Origin of the sequence: Ruegeria sp. HKCCD7221 (assembly GCF_013031225.1) — a bacterium.
Taxonomy (GTDB): domain Bacteria; phylum Pseudomonadota; class Alphaproteobacteria; order Rhodobacterales; family Rhodobacteraceae; genus Ruegeria.
In genome coordinates this window covers 617,214-636,954 of the sequence record NZ_WPZE01000001.1, presented here as the reverse complement: position 1 = coordinate 636,954, position 19,741 = coordinate 617,214, and the positions used below count along the sequence as shown (strand labels likewise).

Annotated in this window: 17 protein-coding genes and 1 tRNA gene; 4 read left to right on the top strand and 14 right to left on the bottom strand. The window is 56.0% G+C overall.

The window, feature by feature from the left end:
- Window positions 1–73: 73 nt before the first annotated feature.
- The 5 genes from GOX73_RS03115 to GOX73_RS03095 all read right to left on the bottom strand — a co-directional run bounded on the left by GOX73_RS03115 (window position 74) and on the right by GOX73_RS03095 (window position 4,315).
- Window positions 74–676, bottom strand: a complete 603-nt coding sequence (locus tag GOX73_RS03115; RefSeq protein WP_171123084.1) for a YrbL family protein — start codon at window positions 674–676, stop codon at window positions 74–76.
- Window positions 677–807: 131 nt separating this feature from the next.
- Window positions 808–2,217 carry a hypothetical protein gene (locus GOX73_RS03110; protein WP_171123082.1) on the bottom strand — a complete coding sequence of 470 codons (1,410 nt, stop codon included), beginning with the start codon at window positions 2,215–2,217 and terminating at the stop codon, window positions 808–810.
- A complete protein-coding gene (locus GOX73_RS03105) occupies window positions 2,217–2,963 on the bottom strand; it encodes a methyltransferase domain-containing protein (protein WP_171123080.1) in 747 nt (248 codons plus the stop codon). Before GOX73_RS03105 ends, GOX73_RS03110 begins: the two co-directional genes overlap by 1 nt.
- Before the next feature lie 9 nt (window positions 2,964–2,972).
- Complete coding sequence (locus GOX73_RS03100) at window positions 2,973–3,359, bottom strand: GtrA family protein (protein ID WP_171123078.1); 387 nt, start codon at window positions 3,357–3,359, stop codon at window positions 2,973–2,975.
- Window positions 3,356–4,315, bottom strand: a complete 960-nt coding sequence (locus GOX73_RS03095) for a glycosyltransferase family 2 protein (RefSeq protein WP_171123076.1) — start codon at window positions 4,313–4,315, stop codon at window positions 3,356–3,358. The genes GOX73_RS03100 and GOX73_RS03095 overlap by 4 nt, the downstream gene beginning before the upstream one ends.
- Before the next feature lie 458 nt (window positions 4,316–4,773).
- On the opposite strand from GOX73_RS03095, the gene nadA reads away from it, so the two are divergent.
- Genes nadA through nadC form a run of 3 tightly spaced genes read left to right on the top strand, consistent with a single transcriptional unit; the run spans window position 4,774 to window position 8,245 of the window.
- Window positions 4,774–5,826, top strand: coding sequence for a quinolinate synthase NadA (gene nadA / locus GOX73_RS03090; RefSeq protein WP_171123074.1), 1,053 nt, complete (start codon window positions 4,774–4,776; stop codon window positions 5,824–5,826).
- Window positions 5,827–5,834: 8 nt separating this feature from the next.
- The gene (locus GOX73_RS03085; RefSeq protein ID WP_171123072.1) at window positions 5,835–7,400 is read left to right on the top strand and encodes an L-aspartate oxidase; all 1,566 of its coding nucleotides are present in this window, start codon (window positions 5,835–5,837) and stop codon (window positions 7,398–7,400) included.
- Window positions 7,397–8,245, top strand: coding sequence for a carboxylating nicotinate-nucleotide diphosphorylase (gene nadC, locus GOX73_RS03080; RefSeq protein WP_171123070.1), 849 nt, complete (start codon window positions 7,397–7,399; stop codon window positions 8,243–8,245). The genes GOX73_RS03085 and nadC overlap by 4 nt, the downstream gene beginning before the upstream one ends.
- Before the next feature lie 6 nt (window positions 8,246–8,251).
- On the opposite strand, the gene GOX73_RS03075 is transcribed toward nadC, so the two are convergent.
- The 9 genes from GOX73_RS03075 to pyrH all read right to left on the bottom strand — a co-directional run bounded on the left by GOX73_RS03075 (window position 8,252) and on the right by pyrH (window position 18,545).
- Window positions 8,252–8,341, bottom strand: a tRNA-Ser gene (locus GOX73_RS03075).
- Between the two features lie 90 nt (window positions 8,342–8,431).
- The gene (locus GOX73_RS03070; RefSeq protein ID WP_254429110.1) at window positions 8,432–10,873 is read right to left on the bottom strand and encodes a DUF3772 domain-containing protein; all 2,442 of its coding nucleotides are present in this window, start codon (window positions 10,871–10,873) and stop codon (window positions 8,432–8,434) included.
- A complete protein-coding gene (locus GOX73_RS03065; protein ID WP_171123066.1) occupies window positions 10,873–11,907 on the bottom strand; it encodes a cysteine synthase A in 1,035 nt (344 codons plus the stop codon). Before GOX73_RS03065 ends, GOX73_RS03070 begins: the two co-directional genes overlap by 1 nt.
- Before the next feature lie 69 nt (window positions 11,908–11,976).
- Window positions 11,977–13,092, bottom strand: coding sequence for an NUDIX domain-containing protein (locus GOX73_RS03060; protein WP_171123064.1), 1,116 nt, complete (start codon window positions 13,090–13,092; stop codon window positions 11,977–11,979).
- A gap of 28 nt (window positions 13,093–13,120) precedes the next feature.
- Complete coding sequence (locus GOX73_RS03055) at window positions 13,121–13,561, bottom strand: TrgA family protein (protein WP_171121219.1); 441 nt, start codon at window positions 13,559–13,561, stop codon at window positions 13,121–13,123.
- A gap of 16 nt (window positions 13,562–13,577) precedes the next feature.
- Window positions 13,578–14,786, bottom strand: coding sequence for a cyclopropane-fatty-acyl-phospholipid synthase family protein (locus GOX73_RS03050; RefSeq protein ID WP_171123063.1), 1,209 nt, complete (start codon window positions 14,784–14,786; stop codon window positions 13,578–13,580).
- A gap of 69 nt (window positions 14,787–14,855) precedes the next feature.
- Window positions 14,856–16,280, bottom strand: coding sequence for a deoxyribodipyrimidine photo-lyase (locus tag GOX73_RS03045; protein WP_171123061.1), 1,425 nt, complete (start codon window positions 16,278–16,280; stop codon window positions 14,856–14,858).
- A gap of 45 nt (window positions 16,281–16,325) precedes the next feature.
- Window positions 16,326–17,552 carry an aminotransferase class V-fold PLP-dependent enzyme gene (locus tag GOX73_RS03040; protein WP_171123059.1) on the bottom strand — a complete coding sequence of 409 codons (1,227 nt, stop codon included), beginning with the start codon at window positions 17,550–17,552 and terminating at the stop codon, window positions 16,326–16,328.
- Between the two features lie 240 nt (window positions 17,553–17,792).
- Entirely contained in the window at window positions 17,793–18,545 is a 753-nt protein-coding gene (gene pyrH / locus GOX73_RS03035) for a UMP kinase (RefSeq protein ID WP_171121215.1), read from the bottom strand.
- 96 nt (window positions 18,546–18,641) lie between these two features.
- Here pyrH and miaA point away from each other — a divergent pair, with 96 nt between their 5' ends.
- Window positions 18,642–19,535, top strand: a complete 894-nt coding sequence (miaA, locus tag GOX73_RS03030; RefSeq protein ID WP_171123057.1) for a tRNA (adenosine(37)-N6)-dimethylallyltransferase MiaA — start codon at window positions 18,642–18,644, stop codon at window positions 19,533–19,535.
- Window positions 19,536–19,741 lie beyond the last annotated feature (206 nt).

The window sequence follows — 19,741 nt, the reverse complement described above, 5'->3', positions numbered from 1 at the left end:
AAGCAGGCGGTCAGCCTGAGAGTTAAGGCAGCCGCACGCTTTCAAGACTTAGTGAAATCTCAGACCCGCTTGGTCAAAACCCGAAGCCGCCACCCAAGCGATCGCGGCGCCGTTGAATCGACAAGCGAAACGCCCAGTCGCTGATTAAGGCAAGCGGGAACAAAACCCTCTCTCCCAGACCGTCGATGATAGTGAGTTTTCCACCCCGTTCTTGTGCACGCACTATGTTTTCATAGCTCATGTCGCCAACGATGATGCGGCCTTTTTCGAGATCATCCAGAAGACCCATGAATTCCTGGCGCAGACGTTCCAACCCTTCGGGATCATTCCTTAGGCCCAACCGTTCCTTATGCAGCGTCGGTGCAAGATCACCATCCGGGCCTGTCAGTTTCTCGACCACAATTGCCGGCCCCAACGAGGTCGGAGCATAGCCCATAAAACGCGCCAAACGCTCAATCTCGGGGCGGCCACGATGCAGCGCCGCCAGATATTCGTTTGCCTCACGGTTCCATTGCCGCAGGTTCCCATAACGCCATTCGGCGTATCGAGGGATAAGGTGGTTGCGGACAGGCTCATCTACCCTGACCTTCAGCAAAGCCTTGTCATTTTCGGGGTGCTGAAAAATCAGGTAGTTGCGGCTTTTGCGCAAGGGTTTCAATTCGCTCAGATCTATCATTTTGCCTGCTATCTAGGGCCAGAAGCCGAACATCCCGCCACTGGATTAAATGCTAAACTGAAACCCGTTCATAAATCCTTCTCCTAAGTGTTACAAATTGCTTTTTTCGGCATGAGCAAAATGCGCGCAGACTACGGTCCGATCGGCGGGTAAGGCATCAGCATGAAGGTTTGATTACCTTCGGACTCTATAATTGGGATATGCGTCCAACCCCGTGGATCAATCGGCGGCTCGACGTCTGCACATTCGTCGGGTGTCTCATCACATATAACGACGTCTAAACCTGTGAGATAAACCAGACGCAACCTCAAACCTCGGGGGAACTGAATGCCGGCGGGTCCTGCACCTGTCAGGCCAAGATAGTGCCCATAGATATACACGGTTTCCGTGGTGTCAGGTATCGCTGAAGCCAAGTCCCGAGTGGCTTCCTGCCATGGTGGAACCCTGACATACGCCGCGCGCCCAAACAGAATTATCTTGATCAGAAGCACGTACATAATTGTGATCCGGGCGATGCTTGCCACCCTTCCCGGCGTTAACGACAGATGCAAAGTCGCGGCGGTAAAGGTGAACCCAAGCAATAGCCAAATCCAGCCAAATGCACGGGCCGGGACAAAAACACCCGACATCAGCGATTTGCCAAGCAACGGTACAAGACCCGCCAACATCGCAACCAACACCGTAATGGCAACGAACCGCTGAGAGCGGAACAATATGCCCCAACCGATAGCGAAGAATGCCAGTAGCACAACGCCACTGCCAGCCGCTCCGCCTCCAAGCTGTCTAATCGTCGTTTGAAGATAGATGCGCAACTTACCGAGGTTCCTTATCAGATCCTCGGTTGATTGGACCTCGGACGGGGCGCGCCAGTCGGCAATCGGTATGCCAAAAACACCGTGATAGATGTAATTCAGACTGTAAACGGACAGCATACCTACACCGAGGCTGAAAAAGAACACGAACAGAGTAATCGCCATGCTCTTGTATGTTTTCGGCGCCTTGTAGGACATCAGCGCCAAGGCCATCAAAAGGAACGGATAAGTTGTATAGGCCATAAAGGACAACGGCACCGCGACGATCAGCAATGCGACCGAAACCCGATGCGGCAGGAACACGACGCCCAACGCATAAAAAGTAATGATCCAAACGCCTGGCAGTAGCGTGTTAAACCAAAATGCGATCATGAATGCCGGGATAGAAAGCGCGACAAACAGCGCAAAATAACCCTTGTACCATCCAGGTGCCTCGCGCCCGAGCATCGTGATTGATGTACAGGCGGAAAATGTGGCCCAGGCCATCAGGTATAAGGCAAAGCTAACGGGCGAAGACCACAGAAACGGCCTGAACTGCCACCAATAATTCAGCCACCGCCCTTCATCCAAGGCTTTTCGATGGGCCATAAATTTTTGCCCCAGCAGTGCGGGGAAGTCATCGTGGCGCACAAGCGGATCAATAACCAGCGGCCCGTAAATCACCAGCAAAGCCGCAAAAGCCAGCAACCACAGGCGCAATAGGTCCTGCCACAGAGGTCTTACGTTCATCACTGGCTCCGGTGCGAGCGCGCGATGACGGATGCGCGGACCTGTGCTATTTTGGTGACCGCCGTTTGTGGCAATCTGCGAACGATCATTTTCCGCAAATTCCAGCCGAACGTGCCCACCTCTTTCAACGCGCCCGGTTTCACTTCGGTCGACAGAACCTCTGCCGGAAGCGTCGCGGCGCCAGCTTCGTTTGCGTAAAGGACGCTGTTATAGCGATACCAGGGTTCGATCGAGGCATCGTCGAACAAAATGGGGCGCAGACAGTCATAGGCCGCATAGCCCTGCTCAGCGAACAGTCCCTGCCAGAACGACAAAGGCTGTTCATTGATGTGGAACTCACCACCCTGCCCCGGCACGGCGGCTGAGAACAGAACCAGATCGCTATGCGTTGTTAGGCTTTGAACCAGGCTTGCCGATGCCTCATGGGGCAAATGCTCGCCTACCTCCAGCGATTGAGCCAACCCAAACTTACGGCCCAAATCGACAGGCTGACTCAGGTCTTTGCCAAAAAAGCAGACCTTTGGAATGGCCAATGTCTCGCGATCGACATAATCGCCATCCACACCTGCAACATCCTGACACCCGGCGGCTGCCCATTCTGACAACCAGACGCCGCGCCCACACCCAAAATCCACGACACTGTCTGGTTTGACATGGGATTGAAGCGTTTCGATCAGCCGAACAGCCGAGCTGCGCGCTCCACGGTCGATGTAGTCAAAGAACTCGTTGGAATAGATATGCGACATGACCACTCTCTAAATTGAGCTTTCTTCGCGATAGACCCACAAACGCAGGATCACGAAATTTATGATGGGAAGAACAACTACGACCAAACCGGCGGCGACCGGTTCGGCGAGGGCCAGCCTAGGTGCAAGGATGCCCGTTATCATCGAGGAAACGACTAAGCCGATCGCGATCATGCACAAAAAGCGGCCAAACTGACCCGGCGCGACCACTGGCCTACCAAACGTCCAAGCGGTTTGGCCAACATACTGGATAAGGATTGCAGACCCGAATGCCAGCAGGTTTGCGATCCAAGGGGAATTGAATATCTGCAGCAGGCCAAGATACGTGACAAAATAGTATGCGGCGACACCGGTTCCGACCACTGCAAACCGAAATATGCGTTTGGGTTCACTCATGACGTCTTCTGCGCTCTCTCGGACAGAGTTTCGACACCTTTGCCAACCTGTTCATCCACAAAGAACAAGGGCCGTCCCTTTGCTTCGACATAAAGCCGTCCAAGGTATTCTCCGATAATGCCAAGGGTCAGCAACTGAATGCCGGAAAAGAAGCTGATGACCAAAACGGTCGACGCCCAACCAGCAACCGTGCTGTACAAGATCAGTGACCAGAACACGTATACAGCCATCAATGCGGCGATGAGCAAGGTCAGAAAGGCCAGCCGGGTGGCCATCTGCAAGGGCTTGATCGAGAAGCTGGACAAGGCATCAAACGCAAGACGGATCATCTTGGACATCGGGTACTTGGTCTCACCCGCCACGCGCGGGTCGCGAACATATTCAATGCCAATCTGCTTGAACCCAGCCCAAGCGAACATTCCCCGGATGAACCGGGACCGCTCGGGCATATCCAAAACCGCGTCCAATGCGCGGCGGCTCACTAAACGGAAATCACCCGTATCGTTGGGAATAGGCACATCCGACAGCCGATTCAGCACCCGGTAAAACCCATGCGCGGTCATCTTCTTGAACCAGCTCTCGCCCTTGCGTTCGCTGCGGCGCCCATAGACCACGTCATACCCGCGATCCATCATGGCCATCATATCTTGCAGCAGTTCGGGCGGGTCCTGCAAATCGGCGTCCAGCATGAAAATCCGCTGCCCCTTGGCCGCCATCAAACCCGCCGTCAAAGCGACTTGGTGCCCACGGTTCGTTGACAGCTTTATGCCGCGAACACCTGCGTGGCTTTCGCTCTGCTTGCAGATTTCGTCCCACGTGCCATCGGTAGAGCCATCATCCACCAGCACGATCTCCCGGTCAGTGGACCAGGGATCAGTTGCCGCGACCAGACGCTCGACCAGCATCGGCACAGAGTCCTCTTCGTTCATACAAGGAACGACTACAGACAATAACATTTAACCTCCGAACGCGAACTGTCCTGCTCGATTATTTGCGATGGGATCGCTTTTTCTAGAACACGTCGCTTTGGTTTTTTCTCGTTTTGGGTCGCTGCCCTTGATATCTCAACTGTTACATTTCGCTAATCGGTAAGTTCCAGTTTCCAAACCGTAGTTACCGCCGCGACACATCCTTGGGGTCAGTCGCCAACGATCAACCCAATGATGCAATACCGGAGTTATTGCCACCCCATGTGGCAGCATTGCGCCAATCTTGCGACAAAGGACGGAAAGCTGTCGAAATTCGGTGCCTTACGCGGCAAATGCACTCATAGAACAGAAAAATCCCACACGAAAACAATATAGTTCCGTGGATGCCGGGAATTTTGGAACATTCTTCCCAGCGGAGCGGTGGTCAATCACTTTCAAATCACATATTCAGTGCCGCGAGTGTAAAACAGGCAGATATCAGACCCGTGTTCGACCTACCTGCGCAGCGTGCGCATCTTTCCGAAAAGTACGACCTTAGCCCCTCAGCGGAACTGGCAGCCAGCATGGAAGACATCTATGCGCGCATGTCCCGCGTCGTTTCGCCGATGGATTGGGCGATCTATGCGCCTTATGTCAAAGCGATCAACGACCTAAAGGCCGAACGCAATGCAGTTGTCCTTGGCCACAACTACATGACGCCCGAAATTTATCACGGCATCTCGGACTTCGGCGGCGACAGCCTGCAACTGGCGATCAAGGCAACCGAGGTCGAAGCGGACGTGATCGTGCAATGCGGTGTGCATTTCATGGCCGAAACATCCAAAATCCTTAGCCCGGACAAGACGGTTTTAATGCCCGATATGGAAGCTGGGTGCTCATTGGCCGAATCCATAACGGCGGACGGCGTGGCCGAAATGCGCCGTCGTTATCCCGGTGCACCGGTGGTGTCTTACGTCAACACCACGGCCGAGGTCAAAGCGGCCTCTGACATCTGCTGCACATCATCTAACGCGGCACAGATCGTTGCGGCGCTGGACAGCGACACCATCATCATGACCCCTGATCAGTACTTGGCGCAGAACGTGGCACTGGACGTTCCACAAAAGAACATTGTCTGGTGGGAAGGATCGTGCATCGTTCACGAACAATACTCGGCCAGCGACCTGCGAGACTTCCGCGAATGGAACCCGGGCACCCGACTGATCGCGCATCCGGAATGCCCCCCCGACGTGGTGGCCGAGGCAGATTTCTCGGGCTCGACCAGCGGCATCATCAAATACGTCACGGATGAAAAACCCGAAAACGCGCTGCTGATCACCGAATGCTCCATGGCTTCGAACATTGCGGACGAACTGCCCGAGGTCGACTTTGTAGGTCCGTGCAACATGTGCCCTTACATGAAGAAGATCACCCTCGAAAAAGTGCTTTATGCGCTGGATACCATGACCGGACAGGTCGAAGTTGAAGCAGATGTGGCCGACAAAGCCCGCTTGTCAGTTCAGCGGATGATAGACCTTTCGCGCAAACTGGGTATCTGACCGGGCGGATGCAACACGTCAGCACCAAGCGCGTGGTGATCATCGGCGCTGGATTGGCCGCCGTCTATGCCGCGCTGAAACTGGCACCGCGACCCGTCGTGATGATCTCGCCCGAGGCGCTGGGGACCGGCGCCAGCTCGGCCTGGGCGCAGGGGGGGGTCGCCGCTGCGATGGCCGAAACTGACAGCCCTGAGGCTCATGCCGAAGATACAGTGCGCGCAGGGGCCGGTTCGGTTCTGCAAGAGGTAGCCGATTTCGTCACGCGCGCCGCGCCGGATCATATTCTTGACCTGTCAAATCTTGGCACCGACTTTGACCGAACCAGCGACGGGGCCTTTGTTCAATCCCGCGAGGCCGCCCACTCGGCCGCCCGGGTCGTCCGTGTGAAAGGCGATCAGGCGGGTGCCGAAATCATGCGCGCATTGGTCACCGCACTACGTGCGACGCCGTCGATCCAAGTAATTGAAGGGGTGCAGGCCATCGGCTTTGACAGTGATGGCCAGCAGGTTCAGGGCGTCTACCTGACCCCGGCGAATGGATCAGATACGCCCTCGATTGCGTTGCACGGGGCGGCTTATGTATTGGCAACTGGTGGGTCCGGCGGGCTTTACGCGCAAACAACCAACCCCACCCGTATCCGAGGTCAGGGCATAGGCATGGCGGCGCGAGCCGGAGCGAAAATTGCAGATGCAGAATTCGTTCAGTTCCACCCAACGGCGATCAATGTCGGCGAAGATCCCTGCCCACTGGCCACCGAAGCCCTGCGCGGCGAAGGTGCAGTTCTGATCGACAAGACCGGTCACAGGTTCATGCCGGAACTGCATCCGGATGGAGAGCTCGCGCCTAGGGACATTGTTGCCCGCGCGGTCTTTCTGCAAACCCAGTCCGGCCTCCAACCTGCGCTGGATACGCGGCAGGCCATCGGCGTCGACATCGCGTCGCAGTTCCCCGCAGTTACTGAAGCCTGTCGTCGCAATGGCGTCGATCCTGTGCTGTCGCCCATACCTGTCACGGCCGCAGCGCATTATCATATGGGTGGCGTCGCGGCAGACCTGTCCGGGCGCAGCACATTGGGCGGGCTTTGGGTTTGTGGTGAGGCGGCCTCGACCGGGCTGCATGGGGCAAACCGGCTCGCTTCAAACGGATTGCTAGAGGCGTTGGTGTTTGCTCGTACCTGCGCGCGAGACATTGCAAAGCATGTGCCTTGTGACGATGCCGAACCGGTAGATCTAAATTTTGCACCCAGTTGCCAAACAGCGATCTTGCAAGCCACGGCAGAGCTGCGCGGGATCATGATGGATCTGGTCGGCGTCGTTCGCACGGGAACAGGTTTGCGCCAAGCGTTGACCCGCATAGCTCTGCTCGAAGCCGAAAACCAAAACTCACCGGCATTTCTCAATATGACGGCGACCGCGACACTGATCGCGGCGGCGACTTTGATGCGAGAAGAAAGTCGCGGCGCACACTACAGGTCGGATTTTCCACAGACGCATTCCGGCCCCGGACAACGATCAATGCTGACGCTTGAACAGGCGCTGGCGTTTCGAGACAAATACACAAAGGAAAACGTATGACCGTTCCTGCCCTACCCGATCTAATCCTAGAACCGATTGTCCGCGCGGCGTTGATGGAGGATTTGGGATCCAACGGCGACGTCACCTCGTTGACGGTCATACCGCCAGAAACAACCTACTCTGCTCGGCTAAACGCGCGTGAAGATGCGGTGGTGTCCGGCATGCAAGTGGCAGAGCTTGCCTTTCGTCTGGTCGACCCTGCGCTTGAGATCGTTCGCCACGTGCAAGATGGCCAACGCTGCGCCAAGGGCGAGACCCTGATGGAGATACGCGGCAATGCAGCCTCGATCCTGTCTGGTGAACGTGTGGCGTTGAACTTTGCCGGACGCCTTACAGGGGTGGCTACTGCGACTGCCGCTCTGGTCGCTGAAACCAAAGGCACCAATACGCGTATCACCTGCACCCGCAAGACAACGCCCGGCCTGCGTATCGTCGAAAAACAGGCCGTACTGCACGGCGGCGGCTTTAATCACCGCTTTTCATTGTCCGACGCAATTCTGATTAAGGACAACCACATCGCCGCCGCCGGAGGCGTTCGGGCGGTCCTCGAAGCAACCAAGGCGCGTGCGTCCCACATGATGAAGGTTGAAATCGAAGTGGACCATTTGGAACAACTGGAAGACGTGCTTGCGGTTGGAGGTGCGGATGTCGTCTTGTTAGACAACATGACCCCAGACATGCTGTCCAAAGCGGTTTCGATGGCAAACGGGCAAATCACAACCGAAGCCTCTGGCAACGTGACCAAAGAAACCGTGGCCGCGATCGCAGCAACGGGCGTCGACTACATCTCATCCGGGGCGCTGACGCATTCCTACAGGACAATCGATCTGGGTCTGGATTTTTAGGGTGAATGGCGGAGAGACAGGGATTCGAACCCTGGAGACGGTTTCCCGCCTACACACTTTCCAGGCGTGCGCCTTCGACCACTCGGCCACCTCTCCGTGGGCGCGATATTTGGACTATCGCTTGGGGATTTGCAAGGCCCGAATATAGCGAAAATTCAACCTTTTCGGATCGCGCTTAAACCGGCCTCAGACCTCATCCCCGTCGCTGTCGGGCATATCCGCCTCGGTCATCTCGATCGGGGAAGACTTGTCTGTGTCGGTCGGGGTGTCCCCCGCCTCATTTGCCGGTTCAGGCGTAGGCGCGGCTGACGATTCCCTAAGCGTATCCGGATTACGCAGCCAGACGTCGCGTTGGGCGAACGGAATCTCGATACCTTCGTCGGCAAAGCGCCGGTTAATCTCGTGATTCATGTCCGATTTTACCGAAAGCACCCAGTTCACGTCGCGCAGGATGGCCCGGATCTCAAAATCCAACGAATCCGCACCAAATCCCTGAAACACGACACTGGGCGCGGGATTGGCCAAAACCATTGGGTGCGCATTGGCGACTTCGCCCAGTATCGTTTCAACCAGTTTGGTATCCGTCCCATAAGCGACGCCAACCGGAACAATGACACGCCCGATGGTATTGCCGCGCGTATAGTTGGTTACAACGCCGCTGATCAGGTCAGAATTGGGAACGATCACATCCGTACGATCAAACGTCTCAATCCGCGTAGACCGGACCGAGATGTCGCGCACGTAGCCCATCATCCCGTTAACGTCGATCCAATCCCCTTTTGAAATCGGACGTTCGACCAGCAGGATGATCCCAGACACGAAATTCGAGACGATGGTCTGCAACCCGAAACCGATCCCAACGGACAAGGCACCGGCGACAATTGCCAGCGAGGACAAGTCGAACCCGGCAACCATAATGGCAACCAGCGCGGCCAGAAAAATTCCGATATACCCGGTGCCGGAAACGATCGCGTTCTGACCGCCGGGGTCAATGCTTGTCTTTGGCAGCAAAGAGTTGCGCAATCCGCCTTGCAGCATTCGGGTCAGACCGTAACCGATCAGGAACACGATCACGAAGACGAAGAAGTTGCTTGGCGATATCGTCACTCCGCCGATATCAAAGCCCAGCAACAGACGTGACCAAGCTTCAAGCAAATCGGTCTGACGCGCCCCCCAGTAAAGGGCAAGGATCGGCAAAGCAAAGATAGCCAACGCGAAACCGACCAGAACCGAAAACAGCGAATCCCAGACAGCTTCGCCCTGCCCCGTGATCCAGCCGTAGACCTGCGTAATGAAGCGCTGAAAAATGACCAACGCAGCAATCAGAACCAGCGTTTTTACTGCGGGAAAGACTATGGCTTCGGCCGCATTTGTATACCCGAAGACGGCTAGAACAGGTGTCGCAATACCCAGAAGCAACAAGGCGCGCCGCAGGAATTCGACCAGTTGGCTGAAGCCTGCCGCCCGAGCTACACTTGGGGCTTCGGCCTCGTCTGGTTGCGCGTCATTGGTCCGGATATGGCGCACCCGAAGCAGCAACAAAGCCGTGGCCACGATGACAGGAAAACTAACTACTGCACGCGTGGAATCCGAGATATTTTCGATCTGCTCGAACAAGACGGCCAGTTCATGAAGGATGAGCATCGCAGCCAGCAGATCAATATAGACGCGAAGTTCCTTGATCCTGGCAGCGGACAGACGCTTGAACCCTCTGGCCTGCCCCATCAAGTATACTTGCCGTCCGATCCAGTCATAAAAGAAGATAATTCCAGCCCAGTATGGCACTTCCTCAAGCAGCAAGGTGCCCCGCACACCCAGCATCCCGGTCAGGTTAATTGCGACAACTGCGGCTAGGACACCCAACCACGGCAAGATGATCCGCAACAGGGATATCACAAATGTCCAGACGCCCGTGCCAGAGCCCCCGAGCTTCCGCAGGTAATCACCGCCCTTTTCCGACCAGTGCCGCCCGAAAATCAGCAACACCGCCGAAATGACCAACAGGACAAATATCCCCAACCCGCGCTCTCTCATTTGCTCGCGGGCGACATCCGTTCTCAGGTTTTCGGTTATTTCATTGATCAAGCCACGGGCGGCTTCTTTCACGTCCACCCACGCAGGTGCCCAATATGTAGGATTAAGAGGCGACGGTCCTCGTTCCAACAACTCTTTGGTCTGACGGTGCCGGATGATCTGGTCTATTTCACTGATAAGCCCGTTGGCCCTGCTATACGCCTCTTCGGATACAACACGCGGCACCCGAAGGCTGTTGAGCTGTTCTTCCAGATGCGCACGGATCGTCGCAATGTCTTCGGGTTCAGAGGCGTCACCCTCAGGTTCTGGCCCCAATGCCTTGAGTTGACTTTCCAGCGTCTGAATACGTTCCGTATTTGCATCCCGCGCGCGATTAAAGACCTCTCGGTACTCGTTGATTTCAGAACGCAGGTTCTCCAAAGCAGCATTCGAAGCGCGGTTCGCTTCGATTACCGCTTCGGCCCGGTCCGCCGTGCTGATCCAGCCCTGATAATACTCACTTTGTCGGTCGGTCAGTTGGGCGGCAACAGGGCCGCCCCAAACGGCCAAACAAACCGTTACAAGGGCAAGAAACAGGCGGACCTGCCGCGGCATCATACGTCCTCGAACACGCCAGGGATGCTGCGGGGGGCTTCGGTCATCCAATCAGGCACCGGCAGCTCTTTTTCACGCAGGAATTCCGGGTTGAACAGTTTGGACTGATAGCGTGTGCCATAGTCGCAGAGGATCGTCACAATGGTATGGCCCGGCCCAAGATCCTTGGCCAGACGCACGGCACCGGCCATGTTGATTGCGGTCGAGCCGCCCATGACCAAACCTTCCTCGCGCAGCAGATTAAAGATGTAGGGCAGCGCCTCGTTATCTGTCATCTGATAGGCGTAGTCCGGCTTGAAACCCTCAAGGTTCTTGGTGATGCGCACCTGACCGATCCCTTCGGCGATCGAGCTGCCCTCCATCGCGATTTCACCGGTGGTGTAATAGGAATAAAGCCCCGCACCCATCGGATCGACCAGACCGATCTTGACCCCTTTGGGCTGCAAAGCATCCGCGACGCCTGCCAAAGTCCCACCGGAGCCCACGGCGCTTACAAAACCGTCAACCTTGCCACCGGTTTGCTCCCAGATCTCTGGGCCAGTGGTTTCCACATGCGCCTGACGGTTTGCCACATTGTCGAACTGGTTGGCCCAGATCGCACCATTGGGTTCGGTCTGCGCCAGTTCCTCGGCCAGTCGGCGCGAGTAATGCACAAAGTTATTGGGGTTGCGGTAAGGCGCGGCGGGAACCTGCACCAGTTGCGCCCCGGCAAGCCGCAGCATGTCCTTCTTTTCTTCGGACTGGGTTTCCGGGATCACGATCACGGTCTTGAACCCCATCGACGCCCCAACCAGCGCAAGGCCGATTCCGGTGTTTCCTGCGGTGCCTTCGACAATGGTTCCGCCGGGCTTCAGCTCACCCCGCGCGATGGCGTCCTTGATTATATAAAGCGCTGCGCGGTCCTTGACCGATTGGCCGGGGTTCATGAACTCGGCCTTGCCAAGGATTTCACACCCGGTTTCTTCGCTGATGCGTTTCAGCCGGATCAACGGCGTTTTTCCTACTGCGTCAGCAAGGTCTCGTGCAATGCGCATGGCACCCTCTTTTCTTTACATATCAACGAAGATTTACAGTCGACGCGCGATAACCACAAGCCGCGATAACTATGCCCGCAAACGGTTCCTGTGACGCGCCAGCCAATTGGCCAACATCAACAGGGGTAAGTCCTTGAACCCGTTGTTGTCCACACCGTCCATGAACTCGGCAAATGGCAGAATTTGAGTGCGAATATCCTCGCCCTCGGAAGCGACCCCGCCGTTTTCAACTGTCTTGGTCAGATCGGCCAGTCCGACATAAAGGTGAATGTACTCGGTTGACGACCCGCTTGAGGAATAAGCACCCCCTACGTATTCCAAGCTGGTCAAGTTTACGTGCGCCTCTTCAAGCACTTCTCGCTGCGCCGCCTGCGCGGGGGATTCTCCGGGGTCAATCATTCCTGCCACCGGCTCCCACATCCAGGGTTCGGGATCGTCAATCAAGTAAACCGGGGCTCGGAACTGCTCCACCAGCAGGACCGTGTCCCTTGCAGGATCATAGGGCAACACCACGACAGCGCTGCCCTGCATCAAGGCGCTGCGATTCAGGACCGGCCCCATGGTTCCGTCATGCTGGCGGTGCTGCACTCGAATCTCGTTCATGCCGAAATAGCTTAGGTACGCCCGTTCATGCTGATGCAGAACGACATCTGACCCAACATCGCGCAGATCACCGGTCTGTCGACGCCGCGCGGCCATTCGCGCCCACGCCCGGGTTCGGATCGACGGAAAGCAGCGTGCGACCGCTTTGGCATCCATCCGACCGTAAAAGCTCATAACCTCCTGAGCTGCGGCGATCGACAACTCCCCCCACTGATCGATCCAAGCTTGCAAGGACCAGCGGTCGCCGGGAAACCATAGATCGGGTTCGGGAAAAAAGACGCTTGCCTGCGTTTGCGAACCGTCTTCCAAATGGATCGTTTGCGGGCTCAGGTCATAATCGAACCCGCCTTCATAAAACACCAGACGCCGCAGGTCTTCTGGACCCAGCCCCTGCACCAGCAGACCGTGTGCTTGGCCGGATTTTTCTTTGACGATCATCGGAAATGGCTGCCCAACTACGCTGTACACCGCGTGCCCCGGCAAAGCAGCCTGCTTTGCCTCAAGACGTGACAATGGACGACCCAATACCAATTCCAACAATGGCAGGTATCTGAGCGTTCCGTAGAAAAAGAGATTGGACAAAGAAGAAGTCTCGTTTGCAGACAGGAATTTATCGCCAGCGGCGGCTGGCCTCTTCTGTGGCAAGGCCTGCCACAACCCCACCGATAGCCAAGGTCAGCAGGATTTCGGACGTCAGAAGCAATTGACCATACTCAATACCGATCTGGAAAATCGCCAACAGGGCTTCGAATGGGCCATTGTATCTGTGGCGCATCGCCAGACTGAACATTTCGTAACAGCCTTGAAGGAACAGCCCCCAGAAAACCAAAGTGGCAATTCCCGTCATGCCGTTATTGATCGCCGCAGTCCATCCTTTGCCCGCGCGCTTACCCATGACGGTCCAGCCACAAACAACGCCCAAAACCATGTTAACAAAGGTGAAAGCGCCGTAATCTTTACCCTCTTCCCCATTCTCGATGATCATGCTCGACACGAGAAATGCCACCACCAATAGACAGATGGCGGCAATAAGACGTGAGGCACTGGGCATTGGGCAGATCCGTTAACTATGCTGGTTTTGCTACGGTAATCTGTGTCACATCGCAATTGCCGGTGTCAAAGGCTGCGCCGCAGGCGGTCAAATAATAATTCCACATGCGGCGAAAACGCTCATCAAATCCCATTTCTGAAATGACATCCCATTTGTCGTTGAATGTCTCGTACCAGCGTCGCAGGGTCAGATCATAACTTTTGCCAAATTCCTTTGATGTCACGACGTTCAGCCCGGCTTGCGTGACCTGCTCTTTCAACACCGAAGGTGCCGGAAGCATTCCACCCGGAAAGATATATTTCTGAATAAAATCAACACCATTTCGGTAGACGTCCCACCGATGATCAGCCACGGTAATGATCTGCAATGTCGCCTGCGCGCCTGGTTTAAGGCGCTCTCTCACAGTTTCGAAATATGTTGGCCAATATTTCTGCCCAACCGCTTCAAACATTTCAATCGACGCGATGCCATCGTATTGGCCCCGCTCGTCGCGATAGTCTTGAAGCTTGAACTCGACCAAAGCAGAAAGCCCTGCTTTTTCAATTCTTTGCCTGGCAAACTTCAACTGCTCTTGGCTAATCGTCAGCCCTGTGACCCGCAAGCCACGCTCTTTCGCAGCGTATTCCGCGAATCCGCCCCAGCCGCAGCCAATTTCAAGAATATGATCACCCGGCTTTGCGCCCATTTCATCAACTAGACTGGCGTATTTCGCCGTCTGCGCGTTTTCGAGACTTTCCTGCCCCGTCTCAAACAAGGCGCTGGAATAGGTCATCGTATCATCCAGCCATAAGGCATAGAAATCATTGCCCAAATCATAGTGGTACGAGATGTTCTTCTTTGCCTGTTTCCGGCTATTGCCATGCAACCAGAACCGTAAACGTTCATAGGTCTGAACAAGGAACTTGCCGGTAAAGTCGTCATAGACCGTTTCAGTGCCCAAATGCACAAGATCCATGAAGGACCGCAGGTCTGGGGTGCTCCAGTCTCCTTCCAGATAGGCGTCGGAAAAACCCAGCTCTCCTTCGCGGATCAGTCGCGCGAAAACGTCGGGGTTGTGAATGTCCACCCGTGCGACAGGTCCGGGCTTGGCGCCCTCGGTTCGAAAAATGCGGCCATCCGGCAGAGCGATATCAAGCCGCCCGGATTCCATCTTGTTCAGCATTTTCAGAACTTGCGCGAAATACCTCGGCAGGCCCTTTTGCCCTTCTGTTGTCGTATAGATCATCCGCTTTCCCCTATGCGGTTGTTGTTTCAGGCTAGGACGAGTTTGTGTTTCTGGCAAGTTTTCAGTTCCTTAGTGGTTTTTTAGGCCTTCATAAGCCGCAAGTGCACGTGCGCGACCGGCAGGCAATTCAACAATCGGGTTGGGATACAAATCGGTCTCGGATATGCCCCAAGAACGTGGAACGGCGTCAAAATACGCACGCGCTGTCGCGGGTGGCGTTGGCTGCCCTTCGGCAATCCAACGGCGCACATACCCCCCGCTCGGATCGAATTTTTCCTGCTGAGTCAGAGGGTTAAAGATACGGAAAAACGGAGAGGCATCAGGCCCCGAGCCTGCAACCCACTGCCAGCCCATCGCGTTACAGGCTGGGTCCCAGTCGATCAGACAGTCAGCAAACCACTGCATCCCAATTTTCCAATGCGTCATCAAATGCTTGGTCAGGTAACTGGATGTGATCATCCGTGCCCGGTTATGCATCCGGCCCGTGACGTACATCTGGCGCATCGCGGCATCTATAACCGGAACTCCGGTTCTGGCCGTTTGCCAGGCAATCACCTCGGGGCGAGTGGCGTTCGTATTCCACGGAAACATCTCCCACTCTGGTTTCCAATTCTCTGCCAACAGGTGTGGCGTATGGAACATCAGGTGGTAAGCGAACTCTCTCCACACAAGCTGGCGCAAGAAGGCATCGGTCCCTGACACTCCAGTCATCGCCGCGTTTTGAACGGCGTGCCAAACGGAGCGCGGGCTTATTTCCCCCAAAGACAGATATTCAGACAGATTGGACGTTGCATCACGATCCAGCCGATCCCTGTTTTCAGAATAATGCGCAATCCGGTCCAGAAAGCCTTGAAGCGCTTCGAACGCTGCGGCTTCGCCTGCCTGCACATAAGGGGCCACGATTGTCGCCCCACGGTTCATACCTTGGGCCAAATTCCACTCTGACAGATCGTCTGAATCCGGCCAACTCTGCGGACCCCGCAACGTTGCAGGCGCAGGTTCAGGCGGCGCGACGTCCCGAACCCGTACTGCCCGCCACATTGGTGTGAAAACGCGGAACGGCTGACCCGCTTTGGTCGCAACGGTCCAAGGCTCGAACAGCAGATGACCGGTGAAAGACTTTGCCTCGATGCCCTGCTCTGACAATCGCGACTTTACATCCGAGTCCCGAGTAATTGCATCGGGATCATATGCCCTCGTCCAGTGTACGGCTGTTGCCCTTGTCTGCGCGATAATATCTTGCAGAACCGCAAGAGCGCGCCCGCGACGCAGAACCAAACGACTGCCCAAATTGTTCAGCGCTCGCGCCAGCGTATCTACGCCCAATCCCAAACGCCATTTGGGTGCAGCCCCGAGTGCTTCGGCTTGGTCGTCCAGAATAAATAAGGGAATAACGGGCCGTCCCGAGGCGACCGCAGCCGTCAGCGCGGGATGGTCCGACAGGCGCAAATCCCGTCGGAACCAAACAATAACCGGTGGCCGCTCGTTTTCCATTTTTGCCCTGTTTTCTTCGATTTACGAAACAGGGCTGAAAGTGGATCACAAAACAGCGTCAAGTGCATTCAATAATTGATCAATTTCCTGTTGAGAGGTGTAGTGCGTAAAGCTGACGCGCAGCACGCCTTGGGTTAGATCAACCCCCATCGCCTTCAATGGCCGCACTGCATAGAAGTCGCCCCCGCTTGCCATGATACCGTATTTCACGAGATCAGCCGCCACCGACTCGGCGTTGCGCGTAAGAGCCAGTGCCACCGTCGGCGCGCGCCGAGTGGCATCGGAGGTTCCGATCAGCCGAACGGCATTCCGATCCTTGACTGCGTCCAGAACCGGCTGAAGCAAGGCCACTTCCTGCCCGCGCATAAGGTCATGTACAAAGGCACCGCGTTCAGTGGCGTCGCCATCCGGCCCGTTGTGATGGTCACACAGAAGGTCGACATAATCCGCCATACCTGCGCTCGCCGCGATTTGCGCATGGTCGGGGCCAGCGGGTGTAAATCGTTTATACAGCACATCCGCGTTGAAATAATGCGCCTGATTGGGCAGCAGTTCTCCAAGAGATTTCCGGATCACCATGCAGCCCTGATGCGGTCCATAGGTTTTGTAGGCGGAAAACAGGTAAATATCCGGCCCAAGGTCTCCGACATTCGGAAACCCGTGCGGCGCGTATGAAACACCGTCGACGCAAACGAAAGCGCCCGCCGCATGTGCGATGGCCGTGATTTCGGTAACCGGATTGATCTCACCGATCACGTTCGAACAGTGGGGGAAACAAACCAGACGCACCTTTTCATCCAGCAAGTGTTCTAGATCGTGCGGGTTCAGCGACCCGGTCTCGGGGTCGATCTGCCATTCGCGGACCTCAATGCCTTCATCCGCAAGCCGCCGCCAAGGACCTGAATTCGCCTCGTGATCCTGATTGGTCACGACAATGGCGTCGCCCGGCTTCATCCACTGGCGAAATGCCTGTGCCAGAACATAGGTGTTTTGAGTGGTCGACGGGCCAAAACTGAGTTCATCAGTTTCAACGCCCAGTATGGTCGCCATCCGGCTGCGGGCCTCGTCCATTTCTTCCCCCGCCAATCGGCTGGCTTCATAGGGACCATAAGGTTGAACCTTGCGTTGGGTATAATATCGGCTCAGCCTGTCGAGAACCGGTTTGCAGGTGTAAGAACCGCCTGCATTCTCAAAAAACGCCTGCCCCTGCAGGCTAGGTTCGGAAAACGCCGGAAACTGTGACCGAACAAAGTTGATATCCAGAGTGCTCATGGCACGGGCCTCCTTGATCATGCACTAAAATCCATGAGGAGCCCGCGCATGATTTCGGTCCCCTCGAAAATCATGGCAGGTCTTCCAGCCCAGCCTGTGCTTTGGAAACACCGGCAGCCCTTGCGGATCACAAGGACGGGGCCAAATTGCCCAGAACACCGTTAATCGTCAAGCGGGCCCTCCTTCACGACAAAAAAAGCCGGGCGTTTAGACCCGGCTTTGCAACGTGAATTGGATAAATTAGCCCTGAACCTTGGTGTAGGTCCCCTCGCCCGCAAGAATACCGCGAAAGCCGCCCGGCTCATCCAAACCAAAAACGATCAGCGGCAAGTTGTTATCCCGTGCAAGCGCGATGGCCGATGCATCCATCACCCGCAGTCGCTTGGCCAGTACATCGTCATAGGTCACCGTGTCATAGCGCACGGCATCTGAGTGTTCTTTGGGGTCTTTGTCATACACGCCATCGACACCGTTTTTGCCCATGAAGATCGCCTCGCACGCCATTTCGTTGGCGCGTAGCGTCGCGGCGGTGTCGGTGGTGAAATAAGGGTTTCCGGTTCCGGCCGCAAAAATACAAACCCGCTTTTTCTCAAGGTGACGTACGGCGCGGCGGCGGATGTAGGGCTCACAGACCTCATCCATCCGAATAGCCGAGATAACGCGGGTAAATACGCCGACTTCTTCCAAGGCGGACTGCATCCCAAGCGCGTTCATCACGGTCGCCAGCATTCCCATATAATCAGCGGTCGTGCGTTCCATCCCCTGTGCCGAACCGCTTAGGCCGCGGAAAATGTTGCCGCCGCCAATGACCATGCAGATTTCGACGCCTAGATCGTGAACCGATTTCACCTCTTGCGCGATACGCTGAACGGTCGGTGGATGCAGGCCAAAGCCTTGATCCCCCATCAGTGCTTCGCCGGATATCTTCAGCATCACGCGCTTGTACTTTGTTTTAGGGGGTTCAACTGTGTTGGTTGTCGGGGAATGGCTCATGTTGCGCTCCGGGCTGGCACGGGTTTAATTCCGGCGCAAAATGAAGCAAAACCTCGGCAGGTTCAATGCGGATGGTAAGTAATGAGGCGTGCCGGGATGACCAATGGCAAAACTCTGCAGACCCTGGGTCGCCTGCCCAAGATTCCGGATGGTGTTCCGGTGCTGATCGCAGGCCCGACGGCGTCTGGAAAATCCGCCCTTGCGTTAGAGATCGCCGAACAGTTCGGCGGCGTCATCGTCAATGCGGATGCCAGTCAGGTATATGACTGCTGGCGCGTTATCTCGGCCCGTCCCTCAGTCGAAGAGGAGGCGCGCGCACTGCACGCGTTATACGGCCATGTCGCATTCGATCAGGACTATTCAACGGGTCACTGGCTGCGCGACGTCAAACCGATATTGGCAGGCGTTCAACGCCCGATCATCGTGGGTGGGACCGGGTTGTATTTCTCAGCACTCACCGAAGGTATGGCAGATATTCCAGCCACGCCCGCCGATGTGCGGGCCGAGGCGGACAGGCTGGACTTGTCCACTCTTATGGATGGTGTCGACGCAGAAACCCTGGCGGGCATCGACACGCAAAACCGTGCCCGTGTTCAACGTGCCTGGGAAGTGCAGCGGTCCACAGGCCGAAGCCTGCGCGACTTGCAGGCCGACACACCGCCCCCGATACTACGGCTACACGACACCGTACCCATCGTCTTTGACGTGGACAAACAATGGCTTCTGGACAGGATAACGCGGCGTTTTGACATGATGCTGGACACTGGCGCGCTTGAGGAAGTGGAAGCGATGCGCGACAAGTACGATCCCACGCTTCCAGCCTGTAAAGCCATCGGCGTACCCGAGCTTATGGCCTACCTTGAAGGTCATATGTCGTTGCAGGATGCCCGTGAGCGCGCAACTATCTCGACCCGGCAGTTTGCCAAGCGGCAGCGGACGTGGTTTCGCGCAAGAATGAAAAACTGGAATCGGGTAGATTTCTCAAAGTGATACCTTGTGCAGGCTGAACTCCAAGATCTGCGTTTCCAACGGCCCCTCAAATTTCCCCGAATCTCCGCTGCTGACGCAGCCAAAGAGGTACAACGGCGCACGTTAACCGGACATTGTTGCTAACAAACTCTGGCCACCGATGTCGCTTTTGTACCTCGAATGACGATTTCGAACATTGACCTGATTTAAATTCTGGTGCCGAATGT